The sequence below is a fragment of the Paraburkholderia suaedae genome (assembly GCF_040812055.1).
Classification (GTDB): Bacteria; Pseudomonadota; Gammaproteobacteria; order Burkholderiales; family Burkholderiaceae; genus Paraburkholderia.
In genome coordinates, this window is record NZ_JBFOAH010000011.1 from 14548 (window position 1) to 37972 (window position 23425).

General features: G+C 62.4%; 20 protein-coding genes and 1 pseudogene. 15 read left to right on the top strand and 6 right to left on the bottom strand.

What is annotated here, in order from left to right:
* Position 1 precedes the first annotated feature (1 nt).
* Together ABQJ48_RS16660 and ABQJ48_RS16665 are read right to left on the bottom strand one after the other, a co-directional pair.
* Complete coding sequence (locus tag ABQJ48_RS16660) at positions 2 to 1366, bottom strand: HlyD family type I secretion periplasmic adaptor subunit (RefSeq protein WP_367839107.1); 1365 nt, start codon at positions 1364 to 1366, stop codon at positions 2 to 4.
* Between the two features lie 13 nt (positions 1367 to 1379).
* Positions 1380 to 3146, bottom strand: a complete 1767-nt coding sequence (locus tag ABQJ48_RS16665) for a type I secretion system permease/ATPase (RefSeq protein WP_367839108.1) — start codon at positions 3144 to 3146, stop codon at positions 1380 to 1382.
* 209 nt (positions 3147 to 3355) lie between these two features.
* On the opposite strand from ABQJ48_RS16665, the gene ABQJ48_RS16670 reads away from it, so the two are divergent.
* From ABQJ48_RS16670 to ABQJ48_RS16695, 6 genes are read left to right on the top strand one after another with little or no spacing between them, the layout of a single operon-like run.
* Complete coding sequence (locus ABQJ48_RS16670) at positions 3356 to 4561, top strand: glycosyltransferase family 4 protein (RefSeq protein WP_367839109.1); 1206 nt, start codon at positions 3356 to 3358, stop codon at positions 4559 to 4561.
* Between the two features lie 44 nt (positions 4562 to 4605).
* The gene (locus ABQJ48_RS16675) at positions 4606 to 5388 is read left to right on the top strand and encodes an ABC transporter permease (protein ID WP_367839110.1); all 783 of its coding nucleotides are present in this window, start codon (positions 4606 to 4608) and stop codon (positions 5386 to 5388) included.
* Positions 5385 to 6638 (top strand): ABC transporter ATP-binding protein, encoded by a 1254-nt coding sequence (locus ABQJ48_RS16680; RefSeq protein ID WP_367839111.1) that lies wholly within the window; start codon positions 5385 to 5387, stop codon positions 6636 to 6638. Before ABQJ48_RS16675 ends, ABQJ48_RS16680 begins: the two co-directional genes overlap by 4 nt.
* Complete coding sequence (locus ABQJ48_RS16685; RefSeq protein WP_367839112.1) at positions 6635 to 7939, top strand: methyltransferase domain-containing protein; 1305 nt, start codon at positions 6635 to 6637, stop codon at positions 7937 to 7939. Before ABQJ48_RS16680 ends, ABQJ48_RS16685 begins: the two co-directional genes overlap by 4 nt.
* The gene (locus ABQJ48_RS16690; protein ID WP_367839113.1) at positions 7936 to 8967 is read left to right on the top strand and encodes a glycosyltransferase family 4 protein; all 1032 of its coding nucleotides are present in this window, start codon (positions 7936 to 7938) and stop codon (positions 8965 to 8967) included. Before ABQJ48_RS16685 ends, ABQJ48_RS16690 begins: the two co-directional genes overlap by 4 nt.
* An 11-nt stretch (positions 8968 to 8978) precedes the next feature.
* Positions 8979 to 11402 carry a glycosyltransferase family 4 protein gene (locus tag ABQJ48_RS16695; RefSeq protein WP_367839114.1) on the top strand — a complete coding sequence of 808 codons (2424 nt, stop codon included), beginning with the start codon at positions 8979 to 8981 and terminating at the stop codon, positions 11400 to 11402.
* A gap of 55 nt (positions 11403 to 11457) precedes the next feature.
* Here ABQJ48_RS16695 and ABQJ48_RS16700 read toward each other — a convergent pair whose 3' ends face one another.
* Genes ABQJ48_RS16700 through ABQJ48_RS16715 form a run of 4 tightly spaced genes read right to left on the bottom strand, consistent with a single transcriptional unit; the run spans position 11458 to position 16166 of the window.
* Entirely contained in the window at positions 11458 to 11691 is a 234-nt protein-coding gene (locus ABQJ48_RS16700) for a hypothetical protein (RefSeq protein WP_367839115.1), read from the bottom strand.
* 59 nt (positions 11692 to 11750) lie between these two features.
* The gene (locus ABQJ48_RS16705) at positions 11751 to 13064 is read right to left on the bottom strand and encodes a tetratricopeptide repeat protein (RefSeq protein ID WP_367839116.1); all 1314 of its coding nucleotides are present in this window, start codon (positions 13062 to 13064) and stop codon (positions 11751 to 11753) included.
* A complete protein-coding gene (locus tag ABQJ48_RS16710) occupies positions 13051 to 14913 on the bottom strand; it encodes a CHASE2 domain-containing protein (protein WP_367839117.1) in 1863 nt (620 codons plus the stop codon). The genes ABQJ48_RS16705 and ABQJ48_RS16710 overlap by 14 nt, the downstream gene beginning before the upstream one ends.
* Positions 14901 to 16166, bottom strand: a complete 1266-nt coding sequence (locus ABQJ48_RS16715; protein ID WP_367839118.1) for a FecR family protein — start codon at positions 16164 to 16166, stop codon at positions 14901 to 14903. Before ABQJ48_RS16715 ends, ABQJ48_RS16710 begins: the two co-directional genes overlap by 13 nt.
* 246 nt (positions 16167 to 16412) lie before the next feature.
* On the opposite strand from ABQJ48_RS16715, the gene ABQJ48_RS16720 reads away from it, so the two are divergent.
* The 9 genes and pseudogenes from ABQJ48_RS16720 (at position 16413) to arsN2 (ending at position 23300) form a co-directional block, all read left to right on the top strand.
* Entirely contained in the window at positions 16413 to 17192 is a 780-nt protein-coding gene (locus ABQJ48_RS16720; RefSeq protein WP_367839119.1) for a Crp/Fnr family transcriptional regulator, read from the top strand.
* Between the two features lie 376 nt (positions 17193 to 17568).
* A complete protein-coding gene (locus ABQJ48_RS16725) occupies positions 17569 to 18735 on the top strand; it encodes an epoxide hydrolase family protein (protein WP_367839120.1) in 1167 nt (388 codons plus the stop codon).
* A 70-nt stretch (positions 18736 to 18805) separates the two neighbouring features.
* Positions 18806 to 19780, top strand: coding sequence for an aldo/keto reductase (locus ABQJ48_RS16730; RefSeq protein WP_367839121.1), 975 nt, complete (start codon positions 18806 to 18808; stop codon positions 19778 to 19780).
* A gap of 163 nt (positions 19781 to 19943) precedes the next feature.
* Positions 19944 to 20276: an ArsR/SmtB family transcription factor gene (locus ABQJ48_RS16735; RefSeq protein ID WP_367839122.1), complete on the top strand. Its 333-nt coding sequence runs from the start codon at positions 19944 to 19946 to the stop codon at positions 20274 to 20276.
* 48 nt (positions 20277 to 20324) lie between these two features.
* Positions 20325 to 21410 carry an ACR3 family arsenite efflux transporter gene (gene arsB, locus ABQJ48_RS16740; protein ID WP_367839123.1) on the top strand — a complete coding sequence of 362 codons (1086 nt, stop codon included), beginning with the start codon at positions 20325 to 20327 and terminating at the stop codon, positions 21408 to 21410.
* Positions 21407 to 21829, top strand: a complete 423-nt coding sequence (arsC, locus tag ABQJ48_RS16745; protein ID WP_367839124.1) for an arsenate reductase (glutaredoxin) — start codon at positions 21407 to 21409, stop codon at positions 21827 to 21829. The genes arsB and arsC overlap by 4 nt, the downstream gene beginning before the upstream one ends.
* Positions 21829 to 22593, top strand: coding sequence for an arsenical resistance protein ArsH (gene arsH / locus ABQJ48_RS16750; protein ID WP_367839125.1), 765 nt, complete (start codon positions 21829 to 21831; stop codon positions 22591 to 22593). The genes arsC and arsH overlap by 1 nt, the downstream gene beginning before the upstream one ends.
* A pseudogene (locus ABQJ48_RS16755) lies at positions 22562 to 22717 on the top strand (MFS transporter); the annotation flags it as partial. The gene arsH and the pseudogene ABQJ48_RS16755, both read left to right, overlap by 32 nt.
* A 142-nt stretch (positions 22718 to 22859) precedes the next feature.
* Positions 22860 to 23300: an arsenic resistance N-acetyltransferase ArsN2 gene (gene arsN2 / locus ABQJ48_RS16760; RefSeq protein ID WP_367839126.1), complete on the top strand. Its 441-nt coding sequence runs from the start codon at positions 22860 to 22862 to the stop codon at positions 23298 to 23300.
* Positions 23301 to 23425: the final 125 nt, after the last annotated feature.

Here is a 23425-nt window from a genome sequence, read left to right on the forward strand (position 1 = left end):
GTCAGTCCCCCGACCATGCGGTGCGCGACCGATCGATGAGCGGCTTGAACAGATAGTTCAGCATCGAGCGCTGGCCGGCATTGATGAACATTTCGACAGGCATGCCAGGCTTCACGTTCAGATTCCGTAAGAGTTTCATGCCCTGCGGCGTGACCTTCGCGCGCACCCGGTAGTAGGGGGCGCCCGTGTGATCGTTGACGAGCCGGTCGGCGGAGACGAAGGTCAGCACCCCCGGTATTCTCGGCGTGCTGTTCTGGTTGAATGCGGTGAACATCATGTCGACGGGCATGTCCTTGTGAACCTTGTCGATCAGGTTGACCTCCAATTCGCCTTCAACTTCCAGCGGCTCGCCGCTCGGCACCACCTCCATGAGCTTTGCGCCTGCTGCGACCGTGCCGCCATTGGTGAAGACGTTCACGCCCACAACGGTTCCATCGACGGGAGAGCGCACTTCCGTGTTGGCAAGTTCGAACTCGCTTTCTGCCAGACGACTTTTCAGCGCCTCGGTATCGCGCTGCACTTCACTGAGCTGCGTGCGCACGTCTTTCATATAGTCTTGCTGCAACTGCGAGATGCGCAGGTGCGCTTCGGCCATCTGGCTCACAAGCTGTCCGGTGTTGCCGGCCTGGCGGGAAATCTCGCTGTTCAGTGCGGCCTCCTGGCGTTCGAGATCCTGCAGCTTGCTGCGCGGCACATAGCCTTCGCCAGCAAGCTCGCGCACGCCGGCCAGCTGATCCTGCAGCGTCTTGCGCTCGGCTTGTTGTTGTACCTGTGAGTCGCTCTGACCGGTGAGCTGTGCGTGATAGCCCGCAATGGTCTCTTGCATCGCGCCCACCGACGCCTGCAGCGCGAGCCGGCGTGTAATCAGCAGTTGCTGCTGCAGCTTCACGTCGTCTTCCGCTTCCTCGTCGTGCGCCGCGACACGATCCATCAGCTCGGGCGGAAAGACGATGTCCTTTGCGTTCGTCGCCTCGGCGACAAGGCGCGCTTTGGTTGCCAGTTCGGTCAGATACTGCGCCCGGATGGTGGCGGCCTGCGACTTCGTCTGGACGTCGTTCATCCTGACGAGCACCTGCCCAGCCTTCACCTCATCGCCATCCTGCACGAGAATGTCGCGAATGATGCCGCCGGTCGGGTCCTGGATCGTCTTGCGGTTGCCCGCAACGACGACCGTTCCCTGAACTGGCGTACCTTTGCTAAGGGGGGCAAACGCGGCCCACACGAGCGATCCGACGATGCCTACCAGAACGACGGTCCAACCGAGCCTGACGTAGCGTGATTCGTCGACATCGACAACGGGCGGCAACGCGGCTCCGAGCACCTCGACAGCAGGCACCGCCGCTTTCTTGCTTGGGAAATTGAACATGGAAATCTGCGGATCAGACTGTGGACTCCGCCGTTTGGGCGGCGGAAGGTTGTTGTTGATCGGGCTGAGCCGTTGGTGCGGCGGCCGATTGTGCCGGGGCGTTCTGCAACGCTGCGAGCACGTGCGGAGTAGGGCCGTACATTCTGAGCTGGCCTTCCACTAAAAGCAGAAGCTTGGTGGTCGCCGCAATGATGCTGGTGCGGTGTGTAATTAGTACAACTGTCTTTCCGGCGCTCTGCAGACGTTCGATGGCGTACTTGAGTGCTGCCTCGCCGGTCTCGTCCAGATTGGAGTTCGGTTCATCGAGCACGATGAAAGACGGATCACCGTAGAGCGCACGAGCCAGACCGATACGCTGTTTCTGGCCGCCGGAAAGCCCCGCACCGCGGTCGCCCACCAGCGTGTCGTAACCCTGCGGCAAACGCAAAATCATCTCGTGAACGCCAGCAAGCTTCGCCGCGTCGATCACCTTTTCTGATTCGATCTGGCCAAAGCGCGCGATGTTCTCGGCAATCGAGCCGCCGAACAGTTCAATGTCCTGCGGGAGATAGCCGATGTGCGGTCCAAGCTGGTCCTTGTCCCACTGGTAGATGTCGGCTCCGTCGAGCCGCACCGTGCCGACGGCGGCGGGCCACACGCCCACCATGAGCCGCGCGAGCGTCGACTTGCCGGAGGCGCTCGGTCCGATGACGCCAACGATATCGCCCGCGTCGATCGTAAAAGACAGGCCATGCACGACCGGCAGACGCGAGCCGGGCGCCGCCGCGCTCACGCCCTCGAGCGTCATGCGGCCGGCCGGCGGCGGCAAGCTCATGCCGATACGGCGCACCGGATTGTTTTCGAGCAGATCGACGAGCCGGTCATACGCACTTCTCGCGCTACTCCACTGACGCCACACGGAAATCACCAGTTCCAGCGGACCCAGCACCCGGCCCATCAGGATGGAGCCGGCGATCATCATGCCGGGCGAGACCTTGCCGTCGATCGCGAGCAGCGCGCCAAGCCCCAGTACCAGCGACTGCAGGGCCAGCCGGACGAACTTCGTCACGTTGCCCACCATCGCTGCTTTCTCGCTGGCTTCAGCCTGGCGCGCCAGAAAACCGGCGTTAAGTACCGACCACCGTGCCATCAGGTTGGGCAGCATGCCCATCGCTTCAATGACTTCAGCGTTGCGCAGGTTAGCCGTGGCAAGCGAACTGGAGCGGATCGACAGCGCGGTTGCTTCGGCCAGCGGACGGCGTGAAACGCGCTCGTTGGCGATGGCGAGCGCAATCAGAATCACCGAGCCGGCCAGCGAAAAGACGCCGAGCCAGACGTTGAACATGAAAATGACGGCCAGATAGATCGGAAACCACGGCGCGTCGAAGAAGGCAAACAGTGCATTGCCCGTCACGAACTGCCGGATCGTGGTCAGATCGTTCAGCGACTGGCCAGCATTGACCCCCTGCTGTTTGAGATTGGTTTCGAACGCAGCCGTATAGACGCGGCTGTTCAGATGCATGTCGAGCTTGCCGCCCACGCGGATCACGATAAAACTGCGCACGTACTCGAGCACGCTCGAAAACGCGTACATCCCCAGCGTGATCAGTGAAAGCATCGCCAGCGTGACGCCGTTGCGGCTCGGCAGCACACGGTCGTACACCTGCAGCATGTAGATGGAAGGCACGAGCATCAACAGGTTGATGAGCATGCTGAAGATACCGATGGTGCGGAATACGCGCCGGTAACCCAGCAGCGCCTGGATGATCTCGTTCGACGGTACCCGGACTTTCTTTGTCATTTTGCTGTTGTCGCGCTGGCTGATCGCGACACCTCTCGGCTGGTCTGTATTGTGATCTGTAAGCTGTTCGACACCGTAGCGTCGACCCCTTGCGACGGCGCTCATTCTGATCTATCGAGCCCCTGATAAATGTGACGGCCGTCACATCATTTTGGGAAAACAAGCCGGATACTTGCGCTGCTTCCAGAATCCCCTATTGCAGGCAGTCGATGCTCCAACAACATAATTCTGACGCGCAGCTCGATATTGCGATGGGTGGGCGTGCGCTACTCACGCCGCTGACCGGTATCGGACAATATGCGTCGCATCTCGCCCGCGAATTCGTCCAGCGGGGGCACAGCGTGCGGTTCTTCTATGGGACGCATTGGTCTTCGTCGCGCGAGGGGAGCGGTAGTGCTCCGTCCGCCGAGGTGATGGGAGCGAAGTCGTGGCGCACGGTGGTCGCGGGCAACGCAAAGCGCTTTGCGCGCAGATTCGTGCCCGGCATTTACCGTTTCATGCCGCATGTCGAACAGTATCGTTTCGATTCAGGCATACGACGGCAGCGTGCCCCGCAGATCTATCACGATCCGAACTTCATCCCGTTCCGCTTTCGCGGCCCGACCGTGATCACCGCGCACGACGTCTCGTGGGTGCGTTATCCCGAGTATCATCCGGCCGCTCGCCTGGCCCTTCTGCGGGCGAACTTTCCAAGGGCTCTGGAGCGGGCCGAAAGAGTTATCGTGGTATCGGACTTTGTGCGCGATGAATTGCACGCGTGTTTTCCCGTCGCGCGCGAGAAGATCCAGGTGGTGCATAACGGCGTTTCGAACCGTTTCCGGCCGCATTCGTTCCACGCGACCCACGACGTGCTCACGCGTCACGGCCTCGTGCACGGGCAGTACTTTGCCGCAGTGGGCACGCTGGAGCCGCGCAAGAATCTGCACACTGCGCTCGCGGCTCATGCACGACTGCCGGCCAATGTGCGCCGCAAGTATCCGCTCACTCTGATTGGCGTGGAAGGGTGGTTGACCCATTCGCTGCACGCGGCACTCGAGCACGGCTTGCGCGAGGGCTTCGTCCGCAAGCTAGGCTATGTATCCGACGATGAGCTTCCGCTCCTGATCGCGGGAGCACTCGCAGTGGTGTATCCGTCAGTGTATGAGGGATTTGGCTTGCCGGTCGTCGAGGCGATGGCGTCCGGCGTTCCGGTACTGTGCTCGACGGCACAGGCGCTACGGGAAGTAGCGGGCGACGCTGCTATCATGCGCGACCCTGCCGATGTCGAGGGCTTTAGCGACGCGATGCAGGCATTGATCGACGACGGCGCGTTGCGCAAGCGGCTAATCGCAGCGGGAAGCGAGCGAGCGCGTTGCTTCAGCTGGCAACGGACCGCCGACGAAACCCTTGCCGTTTATCGGCAGATCATCGCCTGAGAATATCGCGCGGCGCAGGCGTCGGAGCTATTTCTAATCTGTTCATGCATACATTAAGAACCAGCCTCGCGCACGTGCTGCTGCTGTCGCGCCAGGATCTCATTGACCGGCACCGCGAGAATGCGCTCGGCGCCGCGTGGCTGCTGATCCAGCCGTTGACCTTCGTGGTGTTGTTCAGCACCGTCTTTTCGCGCTTCATGCGCACACGAATTGGCGCAGACGCAGATCCGTATCTGTACACCGTCTATCTGATCGGCGGTCTTCTCACGTGGAATCTGTTCGCCAACCTGCTGAACAGGCTTACGCCTGTCTATGGCTCGAAGGCGCACCTGATCCGCAAGATCAGCGTGGACCTGTGGGTCATGCCGCTTCATATCGTGATTGCGGAATGGGTGGTGTACGGCATCACCATGGCGTTTTTCGCAGTGTTCCTGTTGATTATCGGCCACCCGATCGGTGTGCAATGGCTGGTGCTTCCCGTCATTGCGCTGCTGCTTAGCGGATTCGCCTACGGCGTCGGCATCATTCTCGGCACACTCGACGTATTCATTCCGGACATCAAGAATGTCCTTAATGTACTGCTGCAGTTCGCTTTCTGGCTCACACCCGTCGTCTACCTCGCCTCGATCCTCCCGCCGTGGGCCGCAAGAACGCTGCACCTGAGCCCCATCTTCTGGGCGATCGATGCGGTGCACGGCATCATCGTGTGGCATCAGTATCCGCCGGCGAAGGAACTGATCGGGCTCGCTCTCGCCGCGTGCGTCAGTCTTATGGCGAGCCGGCTGCTGCTGCGCCGTCTACAGTCCGAATTGAGGGATATGTTATGACGGGTAGCGTGCAGAAGGATTTGCCGGTGCTGGAAGTCCAACAGTTATCGAAGCGTTTCAAAATCTATAACCGTACCGCCGATCGTCTTGTCGAGGGCCTGTTTGGAAAGGTGCGGCATCGCGTGCACGTTGCACTCGAAGACATTTCATTCTCGCTCGCACAGGGCGAGGCGATTGGCGTGCTCGGACAGAACGGTGCCGGAAAATCGACGCTGCTCAAACTGGTGAGCGGTGTGCTGATGCCCGATGCGGGAACGATCGAGCGGCGTGGGCGTATCGCGGGCCTGTTGGAGTTGGGTACCGGTTTTGACGGCAGGCTGTCGGGTCGAGAAAACATCGCGGTGAACGCGCGACTGATCGGCATGAGCAGCGCGGAAATCGAGGAACGCTTCGAAGCGATCGTCGCTTTCTCTGAACTGGCCGGCTTCATCGACGCGCCGCTGCGGACTTATTCTTCCGGAATGATCATGCGGCTCGGCTTTGCAGTGGCCATTCACGCTGACCCGGTCTGCTTCATTGTCGACGAGGCACTGGCAGTGGGCGATGCGCGTTTCCAGCAGAAATGCCTGAAGCGCATTCGCGAGTTCCGCGATAGCGGTGGGTCCATCCTGTACGTGTCACACGACATCAATTCGGTCAAGCTGCTGTGCGATCGGGCCATTTTGCTCTCGGACGGGAAGCTCGCCTATGACGGGTCGCCTGATGAGGCCGCGCAGATCTACTACCGGTTGATTGCGGGCGTCGACGACGAAGAGGCGAACAGGAATGAGTCGACGCCGGATTCGTATGGGGCGTTGCGCACTCGCATCAAGAAAGTGGTGCTCTCCAACCGGTTCGGACCGGCCGTGCGTTTTGCGTCCGCAGAAGAGGTCACGATCGAGCTCGAATGCGAGTCGAGCCAGACCGTACAGCTTTCGGTGGGCATCCTGATTCGCGACCGTTTCGGTCAAGACGTATTCGGCACCAATACGGCCCTGTTGCGCGAGCACGCGCAGTTTTCGGCGGGTGACAGTGTCTGTTGCCGCTTCTCGCTGCCGCTGAATTTCGCTCCCGGCAAATATACGGTGACCGTCGCATTGCATTCGGAAGATACCCACGTGCATGACTGCCAGCACTGGTGGGACGCCGCCGCGACCTTCGAGATTGCCGGTTTCAGCGACGTGCCGTTTTCCGGACTGTGCTACGTGCCGGTCCGCTTCGATCAATATCCCGTACGGGACTTCGTAGAACCCACGTTACAAGAATCATGACAAACGCCGTACTTCAAGACCTGATTGCGCGTGTGAAGGCCGAGGCGGCCGCGCATGCTTCTCCTGACGACGCAGGCGTCGCGCTCGCGCTGCAGCGTTCGCCCGGCGTATCGGGACCGGCGCCGGATGCCGCCGATCTTGCCGATAGCGGCGGCATCGAGCGCCTGTTCGTCGTCGACAATGCCGAGTTTGTCGGTGCCGCTTATCGGCTTCTGCTCGGACGCGAGGCCGACGAAACAGGCCGCGCCAACTATGCGGGCCAGCTCGCGCGCGGGGTCAGTCGGCTCGTCGTGCTGGGGCGGCTGCGGATGTCGCCGGAGGGGCGCCGCACTGCTGTGCCGGTGGTGTGGTTCAAGGCGGTGATGGCGCTGGTGGCGGCAGATCATCTGCTGCGTCGTGCGGGACTGGGCGCGGTCGTATCGCGTGCCGGACGATATGCGGACGGCCTGTATGCGCGATACCTCGTCAGGCGTTCGCTGCTTGCATGGCGAGGCCGCTTTGAGAATACGGTCGGGGTCGTGCTGCGACATGGCCAGCGGGTCGAGCAGTTGTCGCGCCGCATGATCGATATGCACGAGAAACTGATACCCACGCCTGTGGTGTCGCCGGAAACCATAGACGCCTATTACCTCGCGTTCGAAGATGCCAATCGCGGTAGTCGAGACAGTGTGCTGGAAAAACTCTCGATCTATCGTCACTGGCTTGCAACGTGTGTGCCGCATGCGGAGGGACTTGCGCATCAGATCGTGGATATCGGATGTGGCCGGGGTGAGTGGCTATCGTATACACGGCAGCACGGCCGCGACGCGATCGGCATCGATGTCAACCGGGTGATGGTGGATGCGTGCCTCGCACAGGGGCTGAATGCACGTTGCACGGACGCACTCGCATTCCTGCGCAGCTTGCCCACCGGCTCGGTTGCCGCAGTCACGGGCTTTCATATCATCGAACATCTGCCGTTCGACTATTTGTTCGCGCTCGTCCAGGAGAGCTACCGCGTGCTGGTAGAGGGCGGCTCCGTACTCTTCGAGACGCCGAACCCGGAAAACGTGCTGGTGGGTAGCCACACGTTCTATCACGACTTCACGCACCGCAATCCGATTACGCCGAGCGCGATCTCTTTCCTGCTCAAGTATCACCGTTTTGAAGCGATCGACATCATTCGCAGCAGCCCTTACCCGGAAGAAGCCAAGGTGCCGGGCAACGATCCGCTCACGGAGCGCGTGAACGGGCACTTGTGCGGTCCGCAGGACTTCGCGGTGCTAGGGCGCAAGCACGCTGCAGCAGGGGTTCACGCGTGAAGATTCTTGTGACAGCCAACCTCGTGCCGTTCATGCACGGGGGCGCTTCATATCACATTGCCGGCGTGGTCCGTGCATTGCAGCAGGCGGGGCACGACGTCGAACTGTTGCGCCTGCCGTTCCGGTTCTCGCCGGAACAGGACATCGTGCGAGCGATGGAGCACGCGGCCTCGCTCGACTTCGTGCGCCCCAATGGCGTCACGATCGATCAGGTCATCAGTCTGCAATTTCCGGGCTACGGACTATCGCATCCCGATCACCGGGCGTGGGTGATGCACCAGCACCGTGCCGTCTACGAACTGTACGACGCGTCGCAAGCGTCGGCAGAACTGACCCGGCTGCGTGACCAGGTGATCGCGTTCGATAACGCCGCGCTTTCGCGTGCGAATCGCGTGTTCGCCAATTCCCGGCGCGTTGCAGCGCGGCTGCATGACTTCAACCGGATTGCCGCGACGCCGCTCTACCATCCACCGGCGCAAGCTGAGTCGTTCCGATGCGAAACGGCCTTGCCCTACGTATTCTTTCCGAGTCGTCTGGAAACCCTCAAGCGTCAATCGCTACTGATCGAGGCGGCGCAGCGCATGCGCTCGTCGCTGAAAATCCTGCTTGCGGGCGATGGGGGCCAGCGCGAGGCACTCGCCGCGATGATCGAACGCCATGGTGTCGGCGATCGGGTATCGCTGATCGGGCACATTACCGAAGCCGAAAAGCGCGCGTTTTATGCACGCGCGCTGGCCGTCGCGTTTCCGGCTTTCGACGAAGACTACGGTTACGTCACGCTCGAAGCGATGCTGTCGTCCAAGCCTGTGATTACGTGCACCGACTCGGGCGGCCCGTTGGAGTTCGTTCGCCACGGCGAGACAGGCTGGGTGGAAACGCCGGACGCCGACGCACTTGCCAAACGCCTCGACTGGCTGGCGGGGCATCCGCGCGAGGCCGCCGAAGCGGGGCTTCGCGGCCGCGAAGCTTACCGCGCGGCGGACATCTCGTGGCGTCACGTCGTCGAGACGCTCACCCAACCTCTTTGATCCGGTTTTCCATGAGAATTGCCATTGTTGCGCCGAGCCCGGTGCCCTTTGTGATCGGCGGCGCCGAGAACCTGTGGTGGGGTTTGCTGGAAGCACTGAACGCACGTCCGGGAATTCAGGCGGACTTGCTCAAGGTGCCCACTCGCGAGCGAAGCATGGGCGAGCTGCTGGCCAGCTATCGCCAGTTTTCCGAGCTCGACCTCGACCACTTCGACCTGGTCATCAGCACCAAGTACCCGGCATGGGCGATCCGGCATCGCAATCATGTGGTCTATCTTCAGCATACGCTGCGTGGACTGTACGACTGCTACCCGCCCGGCATGCCGACCCGGTTCGACGAGGACGCGTTGCTCTCGCTCGGCATGCCGACGCGAATCGTCGACGCATTGGCCAACTGCCGTGCAACGGACATCGAGTTCGACGAACTGCTCGATGCGCTCGACGCGGCCTGGCAACGCGCGCCGCAGGCGCCGTGCTGGGCTTTTCCCGGCCCGGTGACGCGTGCGGTCATCCGTCTGCTCGATGCGGTGGCCATGCGGCCCGACAAGATTGTGCACTATGCGGCGATTTCGCAGACCGTTGCAGCCCGCGATGGTTATTTCCCGGCGGGCGCGACGGTTGCCGTTCATCATCATCCGACCAGTCTCAAGGGGCTGGCACCCGGGCCGCAGCAGACGCTGTTCAGCGCAAGCCGTCTCGATCCGGCCAAGCGAATCGATCTGATCATCGAGGCCTACAGGCTGAGCGGGGTAGACGTGCCGCTCCATATTGCAGGCAGCGGACCCGATGAAGCACGGCTGCGCGAGGCGGCGGCCGGCCATAGCGGCATCCGCTTTCTCGGGCGGGTGACCGATGCCGAGCTCGCGCAAGAGTACGCGCGGGCCCTGTGCGTGCCGTTCGTGCCGCGTGACGAAGACTACGGTCTGATCACGCTCGAAGCGATGCTGTCGGCGAAACCGGTCATTACCACGACGGATTCCGGCGGTCCGCTCGAACTGATCGAGCATGAGCGCTCGGGGCTTATCGTCGAGCCCAACGCCGAAGCGCTGGCGGGCGCGATGCAGCGCGTCTGCGGTGATCTGCCGAAAGCGCTGCAGATGGGGCAGGCTGGCTACAAGCGTGCGGCGCTGCTCGATTGGAACAGCCTGTGCGATGCGTTGCTCGCGGGCGGCCGCCAACCCGCCACGGTCAGTCGGAGCGCCGACGCCGCGACACCGGCTGCGCCCAACGTTGTAACGCGGCGTGCCAAGCCCATCTTAGGGGTCCTCAATACCTATCCCATTGCGCCGGTGATCAGTGGCGGCAAGCTGCGCCTGCACGGCCTTTATTCGCGCGTTGCCGAACAGTTTCAGGTGCAGTTCGTCAATCTGGCGCCGGCGCATCTGCGCGGCGTGCGCAATCTTGCTGCGGACTTCAGCGAGGAGCTTGTGCCGAAATCGCAGGCATTCGCCGAGGCCGAACAACAGCTGGAGAACTCGCTCGGTGCTTCCGTCGAAGATCTGGCAGCGGCGCTGCATCCTGGCGCAGCGCCGCAATGGCTCGACACCATCGATGCGCTGGCGCGTCGGGCCGACCTGATCGTGTGTTCGCATCCGTATGCCATGCCGGCGTTGCGAAAGGTTTCGTCGCGGGCTTTCGTCTACGAAGCGCACAACGTGGAAGCGGATCTGAAGGCGGACATCTACGGCTCACATCACTGGGCGATCGATCAGGTGGCGGCGCTCGAACGGCGCGCCGTGCTCGACGCGGCGCTCGTGACCGCGTGTTCGGCTCAGGACCGCGAGCGCATGGCTGGACTCTATGGCGCGCAAGACGATAACGCGAAACTGATCGTCGTGCCGAACGGCATCGATGTGACGGCAACGCGTTTGCGCACCGCCGCGCAGCAACAGAGTCGCCGCTCGGCGCTGCGCGTGGCGCAGCCTCTTGCACTCTTCATGGGTAGCGCTCACGGTCCGAATATCGACGCTGCCCGCCTCGTGATCGAGGCGGCCGCACAGTTGCCCTCGGTGCACTTCGTATTGCTGGGTTCGGTCTGCCACGCCGTCGAAGCATGGGAGCGGCCGGCGAACGTCGGCCTTCTGGGCGTGGTCAGCGACGCGGAAAAAGCCAGTTGGCTTGCTATCTGCGACGTGGGCCTGAATCCGGTGATCTCAGGATCGGGAACCAACCTGAAACTGCTCGAATATGCAGCAGTGGGCTTGCCTGTGGTGAGCACCGAGTTCGGTGCGCGCGGGCTCGGTTACTGCGCCGGCGAAGACTATGTGCCGGCCGATGCGGATGCTTTCGCGCAAGGCGTCGATGCGATGTTGCAGCTGACGCAGGCAGAGCGCGACGCTATGGTTCATAACGCTCGCCGTCGCGTCGAAGCTCAGGGAGACTGGGCCGCGATTGCCGCAGCTTATTCGCAGGCGCTTGTGCAGCTTCTTCAATAGGCACACGGCGCAGAGAGGTGCGGACCGTTACCCGACTGGTCCGAAGCCGTACTGCTTACAGCAGATAATGGCTCAACGGGAGCAGCCCCTCGGTCTGGCCGACCACGGCAATTTCGACCGTGGGCGCCGGACCGGCGGATTGCGCGAGGGCCGCATGCGTGACCTCGTGCAGCAGGCTGTCGACCGAATCGTACGCATGCGGGTGAAGCAAGCCTTGCCATTCCAGGCAAACGGACCGGTCTTCGGCGGGGGCCGCCGGTGCATGTTGGACGCTGATGGAGCTCTTCATGGAAAAGATATGCCTATAGAGTTGCCGCTATTCTAGCGATTCCCGCAGCGATTGTCGCCTTAGTACGTCCAGGACAGACCCAGCGAGCCGTTGTAGACCGTATAGGCGAACAGCGAGATGGAGTCGGAAACCCGCTGTGCCGAGACCTGCGCATACAGCGACCAGCCACGAATCAAAGGATACGTATAGCGCAGCGACGCTGAGCGCACGGTCTGGCGCTGAGCGAGGCTGCCGAAAAATACGGGGTCGTAGGCAGTCGCGTCATTCAAGGTGCGCTGCTGCAGTATGGCTTCGACCTGACCATGACGATTCATATCGTAGTCGAACGACAGCCATGCGGAATAACCGCGCTGTGTGCCACCGGGCCGGCTGCCATGCGGCTTGTCCCACGCCGGACCAATAAAGAGCTGCATCGATGTGTGTTCGCCCACGTGCGCCTGAAAGGCGGCACGCACGGCGAAGTACATGGCATCGTAAAGCGAATTGCCGGGATAGACCGAGTCCACGACCGTCACGTCGACGCCGCCGCGCGCGAGCACCGGCTGCCACGCTGCCGGCGGCAGCCAGAAGCCGCCGTGCCATCCCACGTCACGCTGATACATGCGCGAGCCGAGCCACAGCATGTTGGTCGTCAGCTGGTTATACAGCTCGCCTTGCGAGAACGTCCTGGTGTCGGCCACCCCGATCGTCACGGCACGCTGATCGAAGTCGTGCTGACTGCGGTACTGGCGGGCGGAAAGTCCCGCGATCAGTTCGAGGCCAGGCACTGCGGCAATGGGCAATTCGCCCTGCACGGCGGATTCGATGTACTGGTCGCGGTGGGGGAGGTTTTCCGGCAGCACGGTAAGCGAGGTCCATGGTGCTTGTGGCGCGAACGTCACGACGGGATCGGACGGGCCGAAGTTCGCGTTCGACGTTACGCCGACTCCGACGCTTGCGGTGAGCTGCGGCCGCGCTGTCACCCGCGCGCAGGTGCTTGCCTTGTAGTAAGTGATCAGCTTTCCGATTGCTGGGGGCACCTCGTATTGCGCCTCGATTCGGGTCAGTGTCTTCATCGACAGATCCCGTTCCCCCAACTGGCAATACAGCATTGCAGCGTCGAGCAATGCGCCCGCCTGGCGCGGATCGCGTTGCACGAGTTCGTTCAGCAACGCGAGTGCGCGCTGCCGATCGCCGTCGCTGATCGCCTGCTGCGCCTGGGCTTGCAGATCGTCGTTGATGATCTGCTCGAAATTGTCCGCCTGTGTCTGCGCTATCGCATTCGGGGCAAAGAGGCCGATCGCAGCGCAGACTGCAAAGGCGCCCAGCGTGAGGAGTGCGTTCGCTGCTCGGTCCGCCGGTCCCGCGGCGATGCGCTGCCTAGTGAGTAGCATGCGGCTCGCCTTCGTGCACCGTGTACAGCTGCTCTGCAGCATCCCGTCCGCGCAGGGTTGCCTGCGCGCATGCCTGCAGGCGATGACGTCCCGTCTGCCGTGCTGTTTCCTGTCCGATCAGCAGACTGGTTTCCAGAGTTCTGGCGTATTCCTGCAGCCGCGACGCTACGTTGACCGTGTCGCCAATCGCCGTATATGACTTGCGAAACGTCGAGCCGATTTCGCCCACCACGGCTGTGCCGCTGTTGACCCCGACGCGCACGCGGATCATCCTGCCGTCGAGGGCGGGCAGGTCACTCCGGTTCAGCGCGCTTATCTCTCGCAGCATCGCGAGCGCGCAATCGAGTGCGCGATCGGCATGGTCGGACTGCGCCAGAGGTGCGCCCCAGAATGCCATCAGTGCATCGCCCATGTATTTGTCCAGCGTTCCGTGCGTCCTATGCACGCAATCGGTCAGGCGGGTGAGGATCACATCGGTCATCGTGGCGAGTTGCTCGGGCGGCATCTGCTCGGCAAGGCGAGTGAAGCCTTCAATATCGACGAACAGTACGGAAATTTGCCGGCGCTCGGGTTTGAAAGTCGCAAGCCCGCGCTGCCGGATGATTTCGCGCAACACCGTCGGCGGCAGATAACGGCTAAAGCGCCGTTCGAACGAGCGGATGGCCGCCTGCGAAGAGATCCATTCAATCGGCGCCTGCACCAGCAGAAATGCGCCGGCGGCAACCAGCGGCAATGCGGCGAGGCCCGCGGGCACGATGCGCGTCGATGCAAGCAACACGATCCACAACGACGTGGTCGTCACCAATGCGACAAGCGCGATGCTCGCGCGTTGAACTCTGAACAGCAGCGCAAACGCGACGATCGAGCATGCGGTCCACGCGATCGGCAACCATGCTGCCAGTGGCGGCCCGCCCTGGCCAGATCCGGGATCGAGCATTTCACCGACCAGTTCCGCGTGCACGACGACCGCCGGCAGCCACGGGTCGATTGGCGAGGCGATGTGGTCGGTCAGTCCGAGCGCCGACGAGCCGACCAGCACATAGCGCTTGGCGAGCAGTGCCGAGGGCGCGGTCTGCGCGAGCACCTCGTACGCGGAGATCACGTCGAATGACTGGACCGGACGGCGGAACGGGATGTGCATGAATCCACGCGAGTCGACGGGTAACCGGTCGATCGGCATCACGGGCGACCCGTGAGCGTGGCAATGCAGCAACTGCCAGGCAAGCATCGGGTAGAGCGCGTTCGCGTAGCGGATCAGCGGGGGAATCGAACGTACCACGCCGTCCAGACTCGCGTGCGGCGTGACATGGCCGACGCAGACGTCGGCCGCGTCGAAGAAGTTGCCCACGAAGCCCGAAGCGATCGGTACGTGCGCCGCCTTGATGCCCGCAGGCAGCGCCCCACCGAGATGGCCTGCATGAGGCGCATCGGCATTGGCGGACATCGCGAAAGCTTCCGCAAAGACCAGCGGAAACTGATGCGCGACCGCGAGCAGCGCGTGGTCTCCCTGGGGCGATGCTGCTTCGGGAAACATGACGTCAAGGCCAACGGCTTTCGCGTGATACTGCACGAAGAGATTCTGCGCAAGCCGCGCGATGACAGCGCGCGGCCACGGCCACGGCCCGATCGCCTCCAGCGAGCGCTCGTCGATGTCGACCACCGCGATGCGCGGGTCCGCTCGCGCACTCAGCAATTGCACCTGCCGCCAGTCGTCGATCGCGTACCCTAGCCGGCGATAAAGCTCGGGCGACCACACGCCGCTCGCCAGGAGGCACGCCGTCAGTGAAATCAGTGCGAATATCGTGAGGCGGATGCGGTCGAGCGTGCTCAGGCCCGCTACCGCGACCACTGGGTCGCCCCGACCGCGGTGTTGTTCCCGTCCAGAGCCTTCAGAAAGAGATAGCCGGCCTGCGTGGCGTTCTTGCCGGCGAGCGCGCCCGTCACCGTGGCCGGCGACACATAGTCGCTGTGCAGCGTGCCGTCGGCCTCTACGCGACCCTGTGCCGAAATCAGATAGCTCGCGCCGTTCGCAGTGAGATTCAGGCTAGTGAGGAAAGTACGCGCGCCAAAATCGATCGATAGAGACGGACTGCTGATCTGCGCCTGGGTCGCAGCGCCCGTTGCGGCATTCATCACATAGGCACTGGACGCCTGCAGACCAAATGTGACGCTGCCATACGTGGGCATCACCATGTCGGTCTGCGGGGTGCGTGTCATCGCGAACGGTGTAAAGGCACCGACCCAATCGCCGCCCTTCTGGAGCAGGTCGGTCAGGCTCGTTTCGGCCGCGGCGGAAGCAAGCGGCGCAAAGCGCCCCCAGAAAATCTGCTGGGACTCGGGCGGTTCAACAACAGCTGGCGCGGCTGGCGGTGCGACAGACGGGGGCGCCGGCGCGAGTTGCGGCTGGGAAGGGGGTGTCAACGGAAAGTTCAGTTCTGCCGGGGCAACGCCGGGATTGACCGGCGGCTGCGTGGTCGCCGCGCGCGCGCTGTTTTCTTCGCTCTTCAGTGCAGCGGCCGCCCGGTCCGGCATCAGCCCCGGGAGTGCCGAATCGACCACGACAGGGCGAGCGCTGCCGCGATACACCTGCAGCACGGCGTTGCGCTGCCCGGCAAACAGTTGTGCCGCGGACGGACCCTCGCACGGGCCAGCCCCCGTTTCTGCGCAACCCGCGCCGAGCGGCGTCATTACGATCCCGCCGCTACGCACGTCCGCGCGGGTGACGTTGGCGTCGGTAAACACGGTGAAATCGGTGCCTCGCACACCGAGCGCGGCAACCGGCGTATTCATCCGGTAGTGGTCGCGGGCCGCCTGTGCGCCCGTGCCGGATATCTCGCGCACCACGCCTTTGTGCAGCGACAGCTTGATCACGGTTTTATGCGGATCCGCGGGGTCGTATTGATACCGGTCGAACGTGAGCGACGAATCCGGCCGCACGCTGATGAAGCCGTGATCGACCGTGGTGATATACACGTACCCGTCTGCGCCCGTCTCGATCGTATCGCCCTCTGCAATGGCGGCGCCCCGGGCAAGGGACGCGCAACGGGTCTGCGCGTGCTGCGCACACGCCTGGCCGATCACGACGACTGCATTGCCCAGCATCGCAGGCTCCGCGTGTGCGGCACCCTGCAGCAAAACAGCAGCGCCTGCAACGAATTGCAGTGCGACTGTTTTCGGCCCCCGTGTGATGCGTTTATGCATTGATTTTTTCCCGATATCCGCCATGCAGTGCGGTCGGCGCAATGATCGACCAAATTTTGTCTGCAAGATGTGACGGTCGTCACAGATATCCATGCAAAGTGCGCCTATTGTCTGTCTGGATTAAAGCCGGGGAAAAGCAATCAAGAGATGTCGACAGAAGATGGAACGATAAACAATGGCCCGTTGAAGGCAACCGACCTCCTGAAACAACAGAAACTGCTGCGCAATGTAGCAGACGATGTCATTGAAGAGACCAGCCGCCATATCCGCTATCGCCGCTTCAGCAAACGGGAATTCGTCGTCCACAAGGGCGATGCCGGCGCGTCCCTGCTGATGTTGATGTCCGGCCGTCTACAGGTGATCGCGCTTTCGGAAGATGGCCGGGAGGTCGGACTGAATTTTGTGGAGCCGGGTGACTACTTCGGCGAGCTGTCGATTATCGACGGCGGCCCACGCTCGGCTTCGATCATTGCGACGACCGAATCGGTCGTGGGGTTCTTGCCTAAGCCTCAGGCACAGGAACTGTTTTACCGCAACCCGGCTGTTGTGGAGGCGCTTTTGCAACGGTTATGCCGCACCATCCGGCAAGCCTCGAACTACCGGTCGATGCTCGGTCTCACTCGCGCGTATTCGAGGGTCTATTCGGTGTTGGAAGCGTCGATGCGAAAGAGCGCCGGAGATCTGCTGACCATCGAGAATCTGCCAAACCAGCAGGCCATAGCGATCATGGCGAACGTGAGCCGGGAAACGGTATCGCGGGCCATCCGCTCGCTTATCGATGGGCAGGTGGTCGAGCGCGACTATCGACGCCTGATCGTGCGCAATGCCGCCATGCTCGCCAAGCTCGCTAGGGGAGAGGCGGAACTGCAACTGCGTGCGAAAGCGATGGGTGGGCGCGCGGATGTGGAGCCGCCGCCCATATCGTGAAAGTCTGGGCACCCGCCGCCGGCGACTGCGTACCCTGCATGCCAGTGCATCGGGCCAACGTGTCGGGAGTCGTTTCACGGTCGAGTCTTCAAGGTTGCGGTTGGCTTTAACGCCGTCGCTCCTATAATTCGGTATGCTTAGCATTATTGTCTGATCTCTTCGGCCGACCTGATGGTCGGCACGGTGCATAGCCGTCACCGCTGCCAAGCGGACACGCGCGCTTTTCCCCTTGCGCCACTTTTTTCTCCCCGCGCAGTACCATGCACACTGCTTCGTGCGCGAAACGCCGGCCAGCGTGCAACCCGCCTGTGCTGCGAATGAGTGAGCCTGAATTGGCCGCACGCGCAATCCATCACCTTGTGCAGGATGCGCCGCCATGCATATAGAACCGTTTCAAATTGCCATTCCCGAGCATGCCATCGACGATCTGCGTCGTCGTATTCGTGCGACCCGCTGGGCGCCGCTCACGCCGTCGCCCGCATGGCAGCAGGGCGCGGACGGCGCGTGGCTGCGCGAACTCGCCACCTACTGGGCGGATCGTTTCGACTGGCGGGCGGCCGAGCGCAAGCTCAACCAGCAGCCGCAGTCCATGGCCGACATCGACGGTCAGCGGGTGCACTTCGTGCATCGGCGCGGCGAGGGCAATGCGCCGTTTGCGCTCGTTATCACCCACGGCTGGCCCGGCTCGTTCTTCGAGTTTCAGGGGCTGCTCGATCAGCTCTGCCACCCGGCCGCGTTCGGCGGCGATCCCGCCGATGCGTTCGACGTCGTCGTTCCGTCTCTGCCTGGCTTCGCGTTTTCACCGGCGCCCACGCGGCCCGGCACGTCCGCGTTCCAGGTGGCGGACTTGTGGGTCTCGCTGATGCGCGGCCTCGGCTACCAACGCTTCGGCGCGCAGGGCGGCGATCTCGGTGCGGGCGTCTCCGTTGCGCTCGCCGGCCGCCACCCGCACGCGGTCGCCGGTATTCATCTGAACTTCTTGCCCGGCAGCTATGAGCCCGCGATCGGCGCGGACCAACAACCGCTCACACCAGCGGAAGAGCAGTTCCTGCGCGACAAGAGCGACTGGGCCGCACTCGAAGGCGGCTATGCACACATGCACACTACCAAGCCGCAGACCGTCGCGGCGTCGCTCAATGATTCGCCGATGGGACTGGCTGCGTGGATCGGCGAAAAGTTTCGTGCGTGGAGCGACTGCGACGGCGACGTCGAGCGGGTGTTCTCCAAAGATGAACTCCTCACCAACATTTCGCTGTATTGGCACACCCAGAGTATCGGTTCGTCGATGCAGATGTATTGGGAAAACCGCTTGCAGCCCATGCGTTTTGCAAACGGCCAGCGTGTCGCGCCGCCGGTGGGCTTCGCGCACTTTCCGAAGGAGCTGAGTCATCCGCCGCGTAGCTGGCTCGAAAGAACCTTCGACGTGACCCAATGGACGGACATGCCCAGCGGCGGACATTTCGCGGCGATGGAGAAGCCCGGCTTGCTCGCCGCCGAGATACGCCGGTTCTTCAGGCCGCTCCGGCAGGAGGTGCACGCGTGAAGAACAAGCCACCTTGCCGGATTGCCGTATCGTATGAGATCACGGGTATGTTCCCGGATCGAGGGTACGTATGGCACTTTCGTCGATAGCCGGTGAACGGCGCGCCAGCCGACGCCGCTTTTTGCGCACTGCGGGCAGCGCCGCGATGGGCGTGCCGCTCTCGCTTGCGCTGACGCGCATCGCAGCGGCGCAAACGCCGGCTCGCGGTCAATCGCAATCACGCATCGCGCGGCGCGTGATCCCGTCGACCGGGGAGCGCTTGCCGGTGGTGGGCTGCGGCACCTGGCGGACCTTCGATGTCGACAACGATCGCGCCGCGCGCGCCCAACTCGCCGAGGTGCTGCGCATTCTGTTCGAAGCGGGCGGTTCGGTGATCGACTCGTCGCCGATGTATGGATCGTCGGAAGCGGTCGCCGGGGCGTTGCTCACGCAACTCGACGCGCATGCACAAGCTTTCGTCGCGACCAAGGTATGGACTGAAGGGCGCGATGCGGGCATCGCGCAGATGGAACAATCATTACGCCGCTTCCAGCAAGCGCGCATCGATCTGATGCAGGTTCACAACCTGCTCGACTGGCGCACTCAGTTGACCACGCTGCGGGACTGGAAGGCACGCGGCCGGATTCGCTACATCGGCATCACGCATTACACGTCCAGCGCATTCGACGAAGTCGCCTCCGTCATGCGCAGCCAAAAGCCCGACTTCGTGCAGATCAACTACGCCGCCGATGATCGCGCGGCGGAAGCGCGGATTCTGCCGCTCGCCGCGGACCTGGGGATTGGCGTGATCGTCAATCAGCCGTTCGGCGGCGGCGGTCTGCTCACTCGGGTCGGCAAATGGCCGTTGCCCGCGTGGGCAGCCGAAATCGGCTGCACGAGTTGGGCGCAGGTGCTGCTCAAGTTCGTCCTCGCGCATCCGGCGGTGACGGTGGTGATTCCCGGCACAGGCCGTCCACAATACATGGCCGACAACGTGCGGGCGGGCTTCGGCGCGCTGCCCGATGAGGCGCTGCGCGCGCGCATCGTCGCCGCGGTGAATGCCTAGCGATGTGCCCGGCGCTGCAAGGATGTCCGCGCGAGGCGGCAACGAAACCGATTGTCCAATGAAGCGTAGGGCGTTTGCGTTCGCCTATCGAATGGCCGCGCTTCACATTGCATCATTTCAACAAAGCTTGAAATGTTCCGGCGGATGATTTATGGTTCCGGTCATGGACTCAAACCTCGTCGTACGCGCGTTGAGCGCGCTCGCCCATGAATCGCGGCTCGCGATCTTCCGCTTGCTGATCGTGGCCGGCCCGGACGGTATGGCTGCGGGTGAAATCGCCCAACACCTCGGGCTTTCGCCTTCCAGCCTGTCGTTCCACCTGAAAGATCTGTCGCACGCGGACCTCGTGAAGTCGCGACAGGACGGACGTTTCGTCATTTACACAGCGAACTTCGACGCCATGACGGGCCTGATTGCCTTCCTGACGGAGAACTGCTGTGCGGGTGCGCGCTGTGCCGCGAGTCAAATCCCAAGCTGCTGCGCAGACCGACCATGAAACGCACGCACATGTCGCCATTGACTACGTGGACAACCAGGAAATCAAATGAGCAGTACTGAAAACGCGATCGTCGGCGCACGGCCGGCGATCGGATTCTTCGAGCGTTATCTGACGGTGTGGGTCGCGCTTTGCATCGTGGGCGGCATCGTGGCCGGGCAGCGACTTCCGCAGCTCTTCCAGACAATCGGCCGCATGGAAGTGGCACATGTGAATCTTCCTGTCGGCGTGCTGATCTGGGTGATGATCATTCCGATGCTGATCAAGATAGACTTTGCCGCGATGACCCAGGTCAAGAGCCAGTGGCGCGGCATCGGCGTCACGCTGTTCGTGAACTGGTTTGTGAAACCCTTTTCGATGGCGCTGCTGGGCTGGATTTTCATCCGCCACGTCTTTGCATCATGGCTTCCGGCCGACCAGATCGACAGCTATATCGCCGGCCTGATTCTGCTCGCTGCTGCGCCCTGCACGGCGATGGTGTTCGTGTGGTCGCAGCTGTGCAAAGGCGATCCGTATTTCACGCTATCGCAAGTCGCGCTGAACGACTCGATCATGATCGTCGCCTTTGCACCGCTTGTCGCGTTGCTGCTCGGCCTCTCGGCAATTACGGTGCCATGGGATACGTTGATTATTTCGGTGGGGCTCTATATCGTCATTCCCGTCATTCTTGCGCAATTGCTGCGCCGGCATTTGCTCGCGCGTGGCGATGCACACTTCCGGCAAACGGTCGCACGCCTCGCTCCGTATTCGATCAATGCGCTGCTCGCGACACTGGTTCTGCTGTTCGCCTTTCAGGGGCAGGCGATTGTGCGGGAGCCGCTCGTTATCGCCATGCTCGCGGTGCCGATCCTGATTCAAGTGTTTTTCAATTCGGGGCTCGCGTACCTGCTGAACCGGCGGCTGGGCGTTGCGCATTGTGTTGCTGGCCCGTCCAGTCTGATCGGTGCCAGCAATTTCTTCGAGCTGGCAGTCGCCACGGCAATCAGCCTGTTCGGCTTCCATTCCGGTGCAGCGCTCGCCACCGTGGTAGGCGTGCTGATCGAAGTGCCGGTGATGCTGATCGTGGTCGGCATCGTCAACCGCTCGCAGCGCTGGTATGAAACGAAACACGGCATCAAGGGGCAACCGTTATGAGCGTCACCATTTATCACAACCCCGCTTGCGGCACCTCGCGCAACACGCTGGCAATGATCCGCAATGCGGGGATCGAGCCGGAGATCATCGAATACCTGAGCACACCGCCCGACCGCGAGACTCTGAGGGACCTGATCGCCCGCGCCGGATTGACGGTACGGGCCGCACTGCGTGAAAAGGGCACACCGTACGCGGAACTCGGTCTAGCCGATACATCGCTGAGCGATGAGCAGTTGCTCGATGCGGTGGTGAAACATCCAATCCTGTTGAATCGTCCGTTCGTCGTCACGCCGCTTGGCGTGCGCCTGTGCCGGCCGTCGGAACTGGTGCTCGACATTCTGCCCGCGGGGCAGAAGAGTTCGTTCACGAAAGAGGACGGCGAACAGGTCGTCGATAGGGAAGGAAGGAGACTGCTCTGATGACGCAGGACACGCCCAACGTCAGCGCCCCGCATCTCGACATACCCGATGTGCACAAGCTCGAACCGCGCACGGTGTCGCAGCACGCTCCGCGAATCCTGCTGCTGTTCGGCTCATTGCGCGCCACCTCGTATAGCCGGCTCTTGACGCTGGAAGCCGAACGCATCCTGCGCCATTTCGGCGCGCAAACACGGGTCTTCGATCCGCACGGCTTGCCGCTCGTGGACAGTGTGCCGGCCGGTCATCCGAAGGTAGTCGAATTGCGCAGACTCTCGGAATGGTCGGAAGGACAGGTATGGTGCAGCCCGGAGCGTCACGGGACTTTGACAGCGGTATTCAAGAACCAGATCGACTGGCTGCCGCTGGAGAGCGGTGGCGTACGCCCCACGCAAGGCCGCACGCTCGCGGTGATGCAGGTGTGCGGCGGCTCGCAATCGTTCAACGCGGTGAACGCGCTGCGCATTCTCGGCCGGTGGATGCGCATGGTGACCATTCCAAATCAGTCTTCGGTGGCGAAAGCCTGGCAAGAGTTCGATACTAATGGCCGGATGAAACCGTCGGCATACTACGATCGCGTGGTCGACGTAATGGAAGAGCTATACAAGTTTACGCTGCTGGTGCGCGACCGCTCGGACTACTTGACCGATCGCTACAGTGAGCGCAAGGAAGCGCACCCCGAGCTTGCGACCACACTGGCGACCGCCGCGATGAACCCCGAAGCGATGATCGCCAATGCAGACACTGACGATAGCGAAACGGAGTGACGGCGACAGCGGCCCCGGCATTGTCGCGACCTGGGCGCCCGCCGTTGCGCAGCTCGTCTCCTGGGGATCGATTTACTACGCGTTTTCGCTGTTTGTCGTGCCGATGGAAAGCGCAATGGGATGGCTTGTGTCGCTGATTTCGGCTGTTGCGTTCGTCGTTGCAGTCCGTCTCGCCTCCAGACGGAAGTTCAGCGAGCATCAAGTCAATGTCCGGTGAACATGGTGCCATGCAGATAAGAACAGCCAACGCGGCCGAACTGAGCGATATGCGAACGCTATTAGCCGCGAATGGCTTGCCCGTGGAAGACATTTGCACAACGCTAATCGAAGGATTCCTGATTATTCGAGGCGCACGCGGAACGATCGTCGGAAGTGGCGGACTGCAGCACCTTGGCTCGAGCGTGCTGTTGCGATCGCTCGCCGTCACCCGGGAATTACGCGGTACAGGTCTCGCGCGGCGGCTGGTCGCACGACTCGAAGACGACGCCCGGGCACTCGGCTACGAGGAACTCTGGCTGCTCACCACGACTGCGGAACGCTTTTTCGCAGTAGCGGGCTATGAGCGGGCCAGCCGCGACGACGTGCCCGCCGAGGTGCGCTCATGCACGCAGTTCGCGGTTCTATGTCCATCCACGGCCATCTGCATGCGAAAGCGTCTGCTGCCGGCGCATTGCCCGTCTGCCGTCGAACGGCCGGCATCGAGCTGATTTCGCCATTGCCGATGACTGCCATAAGTCGTGTCCGGCACAGCGTGTCGGTCGCTCAATTTTTCTCGAAGCGGTCAAGTTTGCATTTGGCTTGCACCCACAACCGCTACCCAGCCCATCATTCA